The organism is Streptomyces sp. NPDC093149 (assembly GCF_044754145.1).
Lineage (GTDB): Bacteria > Actinomycetota > Actinomycetes > Streptomycetales > Streptomycetaceae > Streptomyces.
Map to the genome: position 1 here is coordinate 228,431 of NZ_JBIVON010000004.1, position 13,048 is coordinate 241,478.

Annotated in this window: 10 protein-coding genes and 1 pseudogene; 2 read left to right on the forward strand and 9 right to left on the reverse strand. The window is 70.0% G+C overall.

The window, feature by feature from the left end:
• Window positions 1-59: 59 nt before the first annotated feature.
• From ACIQCZ_RS14650 to ACIQCZ_RS14665, 4 genes are all read right to left on the reverse strand, one after another.
• Window positions 60-476, reverse strand: a complete 417-nt coding sequence (locus tag ACIQCZ_RS14650) for a nuclear transport factor 2 family protein (protein ID WP_402282449.1) — start codon at window positions 474-476, stop codon at window positions 60-62.
• A 128-nt stretch (window positions 477-604) separates the two neighbouring features.
• Window positions 605-1,183, reverse strand: a complete 579-nt coding sequence (locus ACIQCZ_RS14655; protein ID WP_402282450.1) for a dihydrofolate reductase family protein — start codon at window positions 1,181-1,183, stop codon at window positions 605-607.
• A gap of 48 nt (window positions 1,184-1,231) precedes the next feature.
• Window positions 1,232-1,909: a class I SAM-dependent methyltransferase gene (locus tag ACIQCZ_RS14660; protein ID WP_402282452.1), complete on the reverse strand. Its 678-nt coding sequence runs from the start codon at window positions 1,907-1,909 to the stop codon at window positions 1,232-1,234.
• A 90-nt stretch (window positions 1,910-1,999) separates the two neighbouring features.
• Window positions 2,000-2,515 (reverse strand): DinB family protein, encoded by a 516-nt coding sequence (locus ACIQCZ_RS14665; protein ID WP_402282453.1) that lies wholly within the window; start codon window positions 2,513-2,515, stop codon window positions 2,000-2,002.
• Between the two features lie 234 nt (window positions 2,516-2,749).
• On the opposite strand from ACIQCZ_RS14665, the gene ACIQCZ_RS14670 reads away from it, so the two are divergent.
• Complete coding sequence (locus ACIQCZ_RS14670) at window positions 2,750-3,988, forward strand: MFS transporter (RefSeq protein ID WP_402282455.1); 1,239 nt, start codon at window positions 2,750-2,752, stop codon at window positions 3,986-3,988.
• 82 nt (window positions 3,989-4,070) lie between these two features.
• Here the strand turns inward: ACIQCZ_RS14670 and ACIQCZ_RS14675 are convergent, their stop codons facing one another.
• Complete coding sequence (locus tag ACIQCZ_RS14675; RefSeq protein WP_402282457.1) at window positions 4,071-4,481, reverse strand: hypothetical protein; 411 nt, start codon at window positions 4,479-4,481, stop codon at window positions 4,071-4,073.
• A 400-nt stretch (window positions 4,482-4,881) separates the two neighbouring features.
• On the opposite strand from ACIQCZ_RS14675, the gene ACIQCZ_RS14680 reads away from it, so the two are divergent.
• Window positions 4,882-6,069 carry a 4-hydroxybenzoate 3-monooxygenase gene (locus ACIQCZ_RS14680; RefSeq protein ID WP_402282459.1) on the forward strand — a complete coding sequence of 396 codons (1,188 nt, stop codon included), beginning with the start codon at window positions 4,882-4,884 and terminating at the stop codon, window positions 6,067-6,069.
• Window positions 6,070-6,074: 5 nt separating this feature from the next.
• On the opposite strand, the pseudogene ACIQCZ_RS14685 reads toward ACIQCZ_RS14680, so the two are convergent.
• From ACIQCZ_RS14685 to ACIQCZ_RS14700, 4 genes and pseudogenes are all read right to left on the reverse strand, one after another.
• Window positions 6,075-6,397, reverse strand: a pseudogene (locus ACIQCZ_RS14685) (urease accessory protein UreD); the annotation flags it as partial.
• A gap of 89 nt (window positions 6,398-6,486) precedes the next feature.
• Complete coding sequence (locus tag ACIQCZ_RS14690; RefSeq protein ID WP_402282460.1) at window positions 6,487-10,272, reverse strand: S8 family serine peptidase; 3,786 nt, start codon at window positions 10,270-10,272, stop codon at window positions 6,487-6,489.
• A gap of 105 nt (window positions 10,273-10,377) precedes the next feature.
• The gene (locus tag ACIQCZ_RS14695) at window positions 10,378-11,529 is read right to left on the reverse strand and encodes an XdhC family protein (protein WP_402282462.1); all 1,152 of its coding nucleotides are present in this window, start codon (window positions 11,527-11,529) and stop codon (window positions 10,378-10,380) included.
• A gap of 43 nt (window positions 11,530-11,572) precedes the next feature.
• Window positions 11,573-13,030, reverse strand: a complete 1,458-nt coding sequence (locus tag ACIQCZ_RS14700) for an NCS2 family permease (protein WP_402282464.1) — start codon at window positions 13,028-13,030, stop codon at window positions 11,573-11,575.
• Window positions 13,031-13,048 lie beyond the last annotated feature (18 nt).

A 13,048-nucleotide genomic window follows, 5' to 3' on the forward strand; every position in this document is an offset into this window, starting at 1 on the left:
CTGTACCTCAACTACTCACACCCGGCGTCGGCCCGCGCTGTTCGAGCACATGTGACATGTCATGCGGGCGGCTGGTCCCGGTCGGACGGCTTGCGTCGTACGGCGACCTTGCGGCGGCTGATGCGCCACCCCTTCGCACCGCGCACGATCAGGTCCTCGTACGTCACGCTTCCGCACGTGCCGTCCGCCCTGGCCCCGATCCCCTTGGACCGGGCGCGCACCTGACCGTCGCTCACCTCGGTGAGGACGATGTTCGTGACGTGGTGCCCCACGGTGCCGTGCTCCCTCATCGCCCGTGCCGCGTCCCGGACGGCTGCCGGACCATGCAACGCCCCGTGCCCCAGATCGGTGGCGTCGTAGACGACATCGGCGGTGAACAGCTCTTGCAGCCGGTCCAGTTCACCGTCATCGACCAGGTGCCCGTGCAGGCCGATCAGTTCCGTGATGGCCATGCGGTCCTCGACGCCCAGTGTCATCGCCAGTCCTTTCGCCGCTTCTTCGGTTCTTCGGTTCGTCGGCTCTCCCGACGGTGCGGCAGTTATACGGTGAGAACTCCCCTCAACGCCCGGCGGAACGGCGGGGACGCCGTCACGACCCGTGGAGTTCATTCCGGTGGAGCAGCCGCGGGGCGCTCGTAGCGCAGGAGCACGACCCCGTTGCCGAAGGTCCGGCTCCCGGTCAGGCGGAGGTGGGTCCGGGCATCCTCCACCGGGAAGAGGGGCTTGCCCCGCCCGATGCGAACGGGATGGACGTAGAGGTGGTACTCGTCGATCAGGTCGTGACGCATGAACGACGCCGCGAGACCGGCACCTCCGACGGCCAGGTCTCCACCGGGCCGTGCCTTGAGAGCCGTGATCTCGTCCACGTCGACGGCACGCATGATGGTGGTGTTCCAGTCGGCCCGCTCCAGCGTCCGGGAGAACACGATCTTGGGCATGTCCCGCCAGATGCCGGCGAATTCCGCGACGGGTCCGGCATTCGCGGGATCGGCGTCGGCGGTCGGCCAGAACTCCGCCATCAGCTCATAGGTCACCCGGCCGTCCAGGAAGCCGCCCATCGCCTTGAGCTGCTGATTGAAGTGGCGGTGCAGTTCGTCGTCGACGAGGTGCCAGTCGATCTCACGGCCCGGTCCCTCGATGAAGCCGTCGAGGGACATCGACATCATCAGAACGATCTTCCTCATCGCAGTCCGTTCCCTCTCCTCGTCACGGTGCGGTGCGGCTTCCGGCTCTCATTGCGGTCGGCGCTCGCCGGAGCCTTCGCGCCATACGAGTGTGTAGCGCCAGAACAGCCTGCGCCTCAGCCGGGCACCGGGCAACACCCGACGCGCCTCGCGAACGATGTCGGCGAAGGTCATCTCCGCCGGCCGGGTCACGGCGGTCATCGAGTCGGGGCGGGACGACTTGCGCCCCTTGTTCTTGATCAGGGCCATGGCGGCATTCAGCGGAACGGAAGCGAGAGCCAGTAGGCGGTCACCGGGGGTCGACTCCCGGAACAGACCGACCACCACCAGAGTTCCGCCGGGGGCCAGATGCCCCCGGAACCGGGTGAGCGCCTCGGTGAACGGCAGATGGTGGACCGTGGCGACGCAGGTGATGACGTCGTACGGGCCTGGTGGTATCCCGCTCGGCGCGTCCGCGACGGTGAAGGCCACCGGGGCGTGCGGGGCGGTCAGTTCACGCGCCCGTGCCACGATGCCCGGGTCGGAGTCGATACCGTGCACCGCCTTCGCGCGCTCCGCCAGGAGCCGGGCCAGATCTCCGCTGCCCGAGCCGACGTCGAGGGCCCTGTCGCACCCCCTGGGCAACTGCCGCAGAATCCACCGGTGGTAGTGCGCGTTGTGGTCCCAGGGGTGGGCGGCGTGGAAGCGATCCAGTGCTCGGAGGAACCGGTTCGGCGGCTTTGTCATGCCGCGATTCCATCAGACCCGCATTCCGGGCGGGCGGCGAGATCCGGCACCTCGTCGAGTGGTACGGGCCGGCGAAGCGGCCGAGCACGGTCAGTAGTGACCCGTCTTGCCGTCCAGGATCTCTCTGATGGCGTCCAGGTGACCCGCGTGCCGGGCGGTTTCCTCGATCATGTGGAACGTGATCCAGCGCAGGCTCGCGGCCGAGGCGTCGAAGTCCGGGTGCCGGCCCACGTCGTCGAGCGACCGTGCCGCGATGATCTCGTTCGACAACGCGATCTGCCGGTCGTAGTCGTCGAGGAGCTCTGCGAGCGGGACGCCCTCGACCATCATGTCGGCGTCCTCGGGCCCGTCGAACACGGGCCCCACGGCCGGGCGGCCCAGCAGGACGACCTCGTACCAGAGGTGCTCGGCCCAACGGAGGTGTGACATGACACCCGCCACCGTCATGAGCGGCGAGGACGGCAGGACAGCGCGATGGGCGTCCGTCTCCGTCAGTCCTTCGCACTTCCAGCGAGCGACCGCGCGCTGCGTGTCGAGCCAGCCGACGAGCTGGGTCCGCTCGTCCGCGTCGTAGGGGGGACGATGGCGGGAAGGGAAGGGTGACATGGGCTCCGACGCTACCCGACGCCACGTCACACCTCACAGCGGATTTCGACCATCGCCCCTCCCCTGGAACAGCCTTTCCGGCCCTCGACCCTCCCTGGTACGTTGACCGGCATGTTCCTCTCCCGTGCGTAGGACTCCGCCCGCACCGCACCCCGTCCCACCGGGTGCGGCCCTTCGGAGTCCCCGCATGCCCGCAGTGCCGTGCACAGCGCTGCCCGACTGAGGAATACCCTCGTGCTTTCACCCTCGCCCGCGCCCTCGCGCGCCCCTTCGTACGCCGCCGTCCTGCGTACCCGTCATGCCTCCCGCACGTTCGGTTCCGCACTGCTGGGGCGGCTCTCGTACGGGATGGTCTCCCTCTCCCTGATGCTGGCGGTGAAGGACACCACCAGCTCCTACTCCGTCGCGGGCACCGTCATGGCCCTGTTCGGGGCCACCAGTGTCTTCCTGTCCCCCGCCCGCGCCGCGCTGATCGACCGGTACGGGCCGCGCCGGGCCCTGCCCCCGATGGCCGGTGTCTACGCGGCACTGCTCGGCGCCCTGGCGTACGCCACCTGGCGGCCGGGAACCTCCTCGCTCCTGCTGGGGGCGCTCGCCGTGACGGCGGGCGCCTGCACACCGCCGCTGGGCCCGGTGATGCGGACCCTGTGGACCACTCTCGTACCGGAACGGGAACTGTTGCAGCGCGCCTACAGCCTGGACGGCGTCGCGGAGGAACTGCTCTTCGTCACCGGGCCGTTGATGGTGGGAGTGGTGATCGGGTTCGCCGTGCCCGCGGCGGGCGTCGCGATCAGTGCCGCACTCGTGCTGGTGGGCACCCTGGCGCTGGTGTCCTCGCCCGTGGTGCGCGACGTCGGCACGAGGCCGTCGGCCGCGAAGGCCGTCGCTCCGCGGGGCGCACCCCGAACGCAGCGGCTGCTCGGCGTCGTCGGGCTGCGGCACGCCGCGGTGGTGGCGGGCGCCGTGGGGCTGTGTCTGGGGGCCCTGGATCTGCTGGTGGTGGCGTTCACCGAGCAGCACCACCGGGGCGCGGCGGTGGCGTGGGTGATGGCCGCGCTCTCCGCCGGGAGCGCGGTCGGCGGGCTCGCCCACGGTGCCGTCTCCTGGCGTGCGTCGAACCGGATGGGGCTGCCCGTACCGGCCGCCGGCCTCGGGCTGGCGATGGCCGTGGCGGGCCTGTCACCCGATGTGTACGTGCTGGTCGCGGCGGTCGCGGCGGCCGGGGTGTTCGTCGCACCGGCCCTGACCACGGCGTATCTCGCCGCCGACGAGTCCGTGGGCGAGGGCAGTCGCACGCAGGCGGGTGCGTGGGTCAACACAGCGGTCAACGCGGGGTCCTCGTTGGGCACCGCGCTGGTGGGGCCGCTGGTGGACCGGCTGTCGCCGGCCGCCTGTTTCGCGGTCGCGGCGCTGCCCGCGCTGCTGTGTGCGGCGGTGGTGGCACGCGGCGCGGTCGGCCGGTCACGGCGGTGAGGAGGCCGCCACGACCGGTGGTGTGGTGAACCGGCAACTCCCTTGGGAGAAAGTACCGTTCAAATCCGCCTCACCGCCCCGGTCAGCTGCCCCCGCCGCTGTCGAATCGGCGGATCCGTCGTTCCCGGCTGAACGGTGGCCAGCCGGGGTCGCCGGTCCGGGCGAACGCGACCCATGTCGCATGCATCTCCTCGGCCAGCGCGGCGGGCGGTTCGGCCGGCCCCGGCAGTCCTCGTTGCCCGCGCAGCGCCGGAAGGCCGAGCCGGTCGAACACGAAGGGCAGCTCCACCGTGTGTGCGGCGCCGAGCCGGCCGTCGACGGCGAGTGAACGCCAGGCGAACTCGTAGACGTGGGCGCGGCCGTGGGCCTCGGCCAGTCTCCGGCTGCCGGCACCGAACAGTGCGTCGCCGAGGATCGACGAGCGCACCTCTCCGTACCCGGCGGCCGGATGCCGGGCCGTGCGAAGCGGACGCGTACCGACTGCGTCATCCACTGGTCGGCGAGCTCACTGTCACCCAGCAGATTCTCGTACCCGCACGCTCCCCCGAACAGTCCCTGGTCCTTGTCACCACGCAGGAGGACTCCGGCTCCCAGGACACGATCGTGCTCCTCCGCGTGGCGGTCGATCACACTGCGCGACAGCACTACCCTTCCCCCGGATCTCGGTCGAGAGGACAGACGCATCCGGAATACGTTTCACAGGTCCCTCGGCGCACGGAGCCGTTGTCCGGCTCCCCTCATGCATGGCCGGCCACCAGCCTCAACGGCCACGTGTGCTTCCATCCGGCCCACGGCACGCACGGTTCGCTGCACGACAGCCGTTCTGGCAACGGGCGTATCAATGCCGTAAGTTGATGGGTCTTTCTTGGGCTGTCCAGGCAGAGGGAGCCGACATGACGCAGCCGGTGCAGGAGGAGACCTGCGTAGTGGTCGTGGGGGCGGGGCCGGCCGGTCTGACCGTGGCCAACCTGCTCCACGGCGCCGGAATTCCCTGCGTGGTGCTGGAACGGCAGAGCCGTGCATACGCGGAGCAGCGGCAGCGCGCCGGCATCGTCGAGACACGCGCCGTACGCATGTTCCAGGACTGGGGGCTGGATGCCCGTGTCCTCGGCGGAGCCCCGTCCGACGACGTCCTGGAGGTCCGGGTGGACGGTCGGCGCCGCCTGCTGCGGTTCGGCGCCGACGACGACGGCCCTCAGGCGCTGCTGTGCCCCCAGCAGGTACTCGTTGCCAATTTGATCGCGACCTTCCTCGACGGCGGTGGCGATCTGCGCTTCGAATCGTCCGAAGTGGCCTTGGACGGGCTCACCGGCCGGCGTCCGACTGTCCGCTACCGCAGTCCGGACGGGACCGTGCACGAGATCGCATGCGATTTCGTAGCCGGGTGCGACGGCGACCACGGGGCCAGCCGAGCCGCCGTGCCCGAGGGGGAACTGACGGCCTACCCGTTCGATCACGGGATCTCCTGGCTGACCGTACTCGCCGAGGTAGCGCCCCCGCCTCACCCCCTGATGGCGATAAGCCGTCATGGCTACGCCGGACACTTCGCGCGCGGTCCCCTCGCCAGCCGCTTCTACCTGCAGTGCGCGCCCACCGACCGGGCGGACGACTGGCCGGACGACCGGGTATGGCAGCACCTGCGGACCCGGCTGGACGAGGACGGCCTGGTGGCAGGCCCGATCACCGAGAAGGTCGACTTTCCGCTGCGGAGCGTCGTCCACGAGCCGATGCGTTACGGCAGGCTGTTCCTGGCCGGCGACGCGGCCCATGTGGTGTCGCCCGTGGGCGGCAAGGGAATGAACCTCGCCCTGTACGACGCCGAGGTGTTCGCGCGCGCCGTACGCGACTTCATCGCCCACGGAGACGAGTCCGGACTGAATTCCTACTCCCGCACCTGCCTGCATCGCACATGGAATTATCAGGAGTTCTCACGCTGGATGACCGAGATGCTCCACGACGCCGGCGACGACTCCCGCACCGGCCCCTTCCGCCGCAAACTGGCGCTGGCGCGGCTGGATCGGCTCTGCGACTCCCGCGCCTCCGCCCTCGCCTTCGCCGAACTCATGGCAGGACTCGCCTGAACGTGCCCCGGTCCCGCCGGCTCCGTGCGGTACGGGTGGGGCGGGCCCGCCGGCCCGCGCCGAGCGAGGTGACCGAACCGATGACACGATGGGGGCCGAGGATACCGGGGAGTTCGCGGATCTCCGGCTCGGTCGGGCCCAGGTCCTCGACCAGCAGGTCCTTCCCGTCGTACGTGACCCGAGTGGTGGCCCGCACGCTGCCGCCGCGTTCCCCGGAGCGCCCCAGGACCAGGGTGTCCCGCCACAGCATGTGTGCCCCGGCCGCCCGCGCGACCTCCATCGAGCGCGCCACTCCGGCGCCGTCGCGGACCACGAACGGCTTCCCGTTCCGGTGCAGTCATGCACGAAGCATGGAAAGAGGCGTGCCACGCACCCGGTCGGAGTGCGTGGCACGCCCCGAGGGCGTACCTCAGCGGCTCACTTCAGGCCGAACGCCCTGATGATCTCCTGGTCGACGCCCAGCCCGTCGGCCGCCTCGGCGTGCGCCTTCAGCGAAACGAAGGAGCTGCCAGCCTTCGGCGTCTTGAACCTGGCGGTCCAGGAACCGGCCGCGTCCTTGCGCAGCTGAACCGCCTCCCAGGTCCTGCCGTCGTCGTAGCTGACCGACAGCGAGGCCTTGGTGGCCTTCACCGCGCCCTCCAGCCACTCCTGCGTACCGGAGGTGAGACCGATCTCGGTCCACTTGCCGGCCTCGACGTCACCGGCGAGGTCGGTGTCGACCTTGTAGTCCAGCTGCAGCATCGGGATGTCGGCCTGGTACGGGCCGTTCTCGTCCATGGCGCCCGAGACGAAGTTCCACTCGGTGTGGGTGCGGGTCGAGGTCTTCCACATGTCACCGTCCCGGGTGGAGTCGAGCACGAAGCGGTACGGCAGCTTCTCGGGCGAGACGTCCCAGGCGAATCCGGCCCGGCCCTTGACCTTCTTGATCAGGGTGTCGCCCTGGTAGAAGGCCGTGGTGGTGGTGTCGTACTCGTCCTCGGGCATCGAGCCCGAGTGCCCCGCACCCGAGTCCGTCCACGGGGTGAAGTTGAACTGGATGTCGTTGTAGACGGAACGGAACGGACCCCAGTAGCCGGTGCCCAGACGTGGCCGGGTGATCGGCGCGAACCATTGGGCGGGGTAGGTACGGCCCGCCGTGTAGTCCAGCTCACCGCTGCGCATCTCCTGCGCGCCGCCCGATCGGTCGGCGTCGAGGATCGAATGGTTCTCGTACCAGAAGGAGGCACCCGGGAGCGGGGTGACCCACTCGTCGCGGGTGCCGGGGAACTTCTCGTACTCCTCGAAGCCGATCCCCGGGCCGTAGTCCGGGATGTCGTAGCGGTAGCCTCCGCCGAGCATGTCCTTGTGGCCGTAGAAGGTGTTCTCCACCTTCGCCAGCTGACGCGCCGAAGGGGCGAACTCCAGGGAACGGTCCGGGACGGCACCGTCGTGGCGGTCGACCAGGTCATACACGTAGCGGGCGAACTTGTGCTGAGCGATCGTCAGCTTCCCGCCGGCCTGCACGGCCTTGATCAGGTCCTCGCCCGCCAGGCGCTGGACCGAGGCGACCGGGATGGCACCCGTGGTCCCGTACGGGGTGTAGCTCTCCATCAGGACGCCGTCGCCGTCGTTGACGACGAACAGCGCCTCGGCGCCCGCGGCCACGGCGTTGGCGAGCCGGTCGGCGGGAGCGACCGTGTCGCTGCGGCGGATCACGACGGCCTTGCCCTTGACGTTCAGGCCGTCGTAATCGGCCACGGCACCGTTGCCCGCGAAGACACCGGCCGGCTTCTTCTCACTGTTCTCGGCGACGAACGAGCCGAGCTGCACGGTGACCGGCACGTCCCGGCCGTCGGCCGTCAGGCCGATCTGCTTCTCGCCCTGCCGCCAGCGGGTCAGGAAGGAGAAACTGCCCTGCGTGACCTTCTTGGTGGGGCTCGCCCACAGCTGGTCGTAGATCAACGGGATCTGGTACGCGTCGCGCTGGACGGTGCCGTCCGGCGCGGTGCGTGCCATGTCATATCGCAGCTGCCGGGTTTCGGTCTCCTTCGGGGTCCGCACGCCGATCTTGTGGGCCTTGGAAGCGTCGAGGGTGACCGTGGTCGCCTTGTCGAGGATGGTCTCCGGGGCTGCGAGGAAGGCCACGGCCTTCGAGTCGGCGCGGTCGCCGGCGACGTCGGCGGACGTCCACGCGGTGTAATTGCCCGGCGGCAGCCGCAGCGTGGTCTCTCCGGACACCTGGACCAGGCCCAGATCCCGGTCGCCGAGCGCGGCGAGGACGACCACCCCGTCCATCGGCTTGCCCGCGCGGTCACGGAGCCGGAGCGTCAGGTCGTACAGCTCCTGCTCCTTGTACAGGGCGAACCCGGTGTGCGCGACGGTGGTGCCCGCCGCGTCCGTGGCGATGACCTGACCGGAGAACCGGGTGTCGTTCGCCACCTTCGACGGGTCCAGCGAGAGCACGGCCTCGGCGGTGGAACCGGCCGGGACGGTCAGCCGCTTCGTCGACAGGGTGTAGGCCTCGGCGTCCGTGTCCATGGCCAGGTCGAGCGTGACGTCCTTCGACCCGATGTTGCGGTAGGTGATGGTCCGCCGGGCGACCGGGTCGGACGCGGAGTGCGGCCACTGGTAGGAGGCGACCTCGACGGATCCGGTGGCCTCGATCGTGGTGTCGACCGCCGCCTTCACGTCGAGCCGGCCGGTCCCCTGCTCGTACGGGGTGTAGGCGTCGAGCCTCTTCGACGAGCTCATCAGCGCGTCCTTGATCCGCTGACCGGACCAGTCGGGGTGACGCTGCTTCAGAATCGCCGCGGCGCCCGCGACGTGCGGGGTCGCCATCGACGTACCGGACATCGACCGGTACATCCCGTTCACGCCCGGGACCGACTGCGAGGCCGCGGCGTTGATGTCCACACCCGGTGCGGACAGGTCGGGCTTCAGACCGTAGGACCTGACGAGCGGGCCCATCGAGGAGAAGTCCGCGCGCTTGTCCTTCTTGTCCACGGCGGCGACGGTCAGGGCCTTCTGTGCCGAGCCGGGCGAGCCGATGGTGCCCGCGCCGTAGGAGTTGCCCGCGGCGATCACGAAGAGCGGCCCGCCGTCGGCGGAGAGTGCGTCGACGGCCTGGGACATCGGGTCGGAGCCGTCGTCCGGGATGCTGGAACCGAGGCTCATGGAGACGACGTCGGCGCCTTCGGCCTTCGCCCACTCCATGGCCTCGATGATGCCGGAGTCCTCACCGGATCCGGAGTCGCCGAGCACCTTGCCGATGATCAGCCCGGCGCCCGGCGCCACGCCCTTGTTGACCCCCTCCGACGCGGCGCCCGAGCCCGCGATCGTGGAGGCGACATGCGTGCCGTGGCCGTTCTTGTCGACGACCTCCTCGCCCGGCACGAAGCTCTTGGTTTCGAGGATGCGGTCCTTGACGTCCGGGTGGGTGGCGTCGATGCCGGTGTCCAGGACGGCGACCTTGGAACCCTTGCCGTCGTATCCCTCGGCCCATGCCTGGGGGGCGTTGACCTGCGGAACGGAGTCCTTGAGCGCTGCTTCCACCCGGCCGTCGAGCCAGAGTCTGTCGATGCCGTTGTCCAGCGAACGGGCCGTGGAGGTGCGGGCGATGTCGTTCCAGAAGGCCCGGACGGTGTCCTTGCCGGCCTTCAGCGCGGCACCGTGAATGCTGTCCAGGGTGCGGATCTTCTTGGCGCCGCGCGGGGCGGCGGGCAGTGAACGGCCCCGGCTCGCCGGGTAGGTGGCGATCACCGGGATGCCGCCCGATCTCTTGTCGTCGTACCCCATCCGGGCGAGGGCCGAGACGTTGAACAGCCGGCGGTCCAGCTTCCCCGCCGCGAGCAGGGAACCGGCCTCGTCGGGCAGGACGTAGAGATCGTCACCGGCCTGCTGGACGTGCACGCCGCCGACCGCGCCGTCGGGGCGGTCCACGGTGACGGTGTCCTGCTTGCCGACGCCGTCCGTGTAGTGCACGACATCGCCCGTGAGCAGGGTGATGTCGTACTCCTTGACGGCGTCCTTGACGGGTGCGGCGGCCTGGCGTCCGAGGGACCCGGGCCGGTCCGCGGAGGAGGCGGGGACCGAGGCGGAGGCGGAGCCCGCCGCGGGAAGCAGCGCGCCGCTCACCAGGGCGACCGAAGTCGCTATGAGCAGAGCCCGGCGACCCGCACGAGCGGGTCTCGCCCGACCGGAAGCGGAGGAGGGTGTGAATGTCATGCAGCTGATCTACCGGCAAAAGCACGGCTACGGACGAGTTCACACCTGGCGTGAAGCCGCCGTGGCGGCAACCCGCCCGCGATCAGCCGTGGTTCAGGGCACGGTTCAGGCCACGGACGTGATCACTGCGTTCGGCGGCCGGCCGCCTTCGTGGTGGATTGGAGTGTGCGCGCCCTTGAGCGGCACGCCGCTGCCGCCGCGCCGGTCGGCGACGATCTCGGCGGCGATCGACAGCGCGGTCTCCTCGGGGGTACGGGCGCCGAGGTCGAGGCCGATCGGCGAGTGCAGCCTGGCCAGTTCCAGCTCCGTGACGCCGATGTCGCGCAGCCGGTCGTTGCGCTCCAGGTGGGTGCGGCGCGAGCCCATCGCGCCGACGTACGCCACCGGCAGTCTCAACGCCAGTTCCAGCAGCGGGACATCGAACTTGGCGTCATGGGTGAGGACGCACAGGACGGTGCGTGCGTCGACATCGGTGGCCGCGAGATAGCGGTGCGGCCAGTCGACGACCAGTTCGTCGGCCTCGGGGAAGCGGGCCTGCGTGGCGAAGACGGGGCGGGCGTCGCACAATGTGACGTGGTACCCGAGGAACTTCCCCGCCCGGACCAGCGCCGAGGCGAAGTCGATGGCCCCGAAGACGATCATCCGGGGCGGCGGGACGCTCGATTCGACGAGCAGGGTGAGCGGCTGTCCGCAGCGCGAACCGTCGGCACCGATGGTGACGGAACCGGTGCGGCCGGCGTCCAGCATCGCGCGGGCGTCGGCCGCCGCGGTGCGGTCCAGCTCCGGATGCCCGCCGAGCCCTCCCTCGTACGATCCGTCGGGGCGGACGAGCAGAGGGCGGCCGAGGAGCTCCGCGGGCCCCTCGGTGACCCTGGCCACCGCCGCCGCCTCCCCCCGCGCGGCGGCGGCGAGGGCTCCGGCGATCACGGTCCGTGCGGGGTCGTCCGCACGGACCGGTGTCACCAGGATGTCGATGATGCCGCCGCAGGTCAGACCGACCGCGAAGGCGTCCTCGTCGCTGTAGCCGAACTGCTCCCGCACGGTTTCGCCGTCGTCGAGGGCCTGCTCGCACAGCTCGTACACCGCGCCCTCCACACACCCGCCGGAGACCGATCCGATCGCCGTGCCGTCGCGGTCGACGGCGAGGGCGGCTCCCGGCTGCCGGGGCGCGCTCCCGCCGACCGCCACGACGGTGGCCACGGCGAATTCTCGTCCCTGCTCGACCCACCGATTGAGCTCTGCGGCGATGTCCAGCATCTTCGGTCTCCTCAGCGGTTGTGTGAAGGGCTGTGCCGACGCGTCAGTGGACGCCCAGCCACCCCTCGATCGGATGCAGTGCGAAGTACACGAGGAAGATCACCGTCAGGCCCCACATGAAGGCCCCGATCTCCCGGACCCTGCCCTGGGCGATCTTGATGGCGACCCAGGAGATGACGCCCGCGGCGACACCGGTGGTGATGGTGTACGTGAAGGGCATCAGGACCACGGTCAGGAAGACCGGGATCGCGGTGGCGCGGTCGGCCCAGTCGACGTGCCGGGCGTTCATCATCATCATGGCCCCGATGACGACGAGCGCGGCGGACGCCACCTCCTGCGGGACGATCGCGGTGACCGGCGTGAAGAACAGGCAGGCCGCGAAGAACAGTCCCGTGACGGCCGAGGCGAGGCCGGTGCGGGCCCCTTCGCCGACACCGGTGGCCGACTCGACGAACACGGTCTGGCCGGAGCCGCCCGCGATGCCGCCGATGGCTCCGCCGGCGCCGTCGATGAACAGGGCCTTGGACAGACCCGGCATGCGGCCCTTGTCGTCGGCGAGCCCGGCCTCGGTGCCGACACCGATGATGGTGGCCATCGCGTCGAAGAACCCGGCGAGGACCAGCGTGAAGACGATCATGCCGACCGTCATGGCGCCGACGGAACCCCAGCCGCCGAACTCGACGTGTCCGAAGAGCGAGAAGTCGGGCGTCGAGACCGCGCCGCCGTGCAGTTCGGGGGCACCGTTGGCCCACTGCTCGGGCTTGATCACGTCGAGCGCGTTGAGGATCATCGCGACGATCGTGCCGGTGATGATGCCGATCAGGATCGCGCCGGGGATGTTGCGCGCCTGCAGCATGAAGATCAGGAGCAGGGTGCCCGCGAAGAGCAGGACCGGCCAGCCGGCGAGTTCACCGGTGGGGCCCAGGGCGAGCGGGGTGGCCTTGCCGGTGTGCACGAAGCCGGACTTGTAGAGACCGATCAGGGCGATGAAAAGGCCGATGCCCATCGTGATGCCGTGCTTGAGCGCGAGCGGGATCGCGTTCATGATCATCTCACGGAGGCCCGTGACGACCAGAAGCATGATCACTACGCCGTACATCACGCACATGCCCATGGCCTGAGACCATGTCATCGCCGGGGCGACCTGCGAGGAGATCACACCGGAGACCGACAGGCCCGCGGCGAGGGCCAGCGGCACCTTGCCCACGAAGCCCATCAGGAGCGTGGTGAGCGCGGCGGCGAACGCGGTGGCGGTGATCAGGGCCTTCTGGCCCAGTGTGTCGCCCGCGGCGTCCTTGCCGGACAGGATCAGCGGGTTGAGCAGAAGGATGTACGCCATGGCCATGAAGGTCGTGACGCCGCCGCGCACTTCGCGCGCGACGGTGGATCCTCGTTCGGATATGTGAAAGTACCGGTCGAGCCAAGATCTTCCGGCGGGGACGCGCGAGCCGTGGCCCGCTTCCTCCGCGGTGGTCTCGGACTCCACTGACTGCTGGGTCATGATGCCTGACTCCCAAGG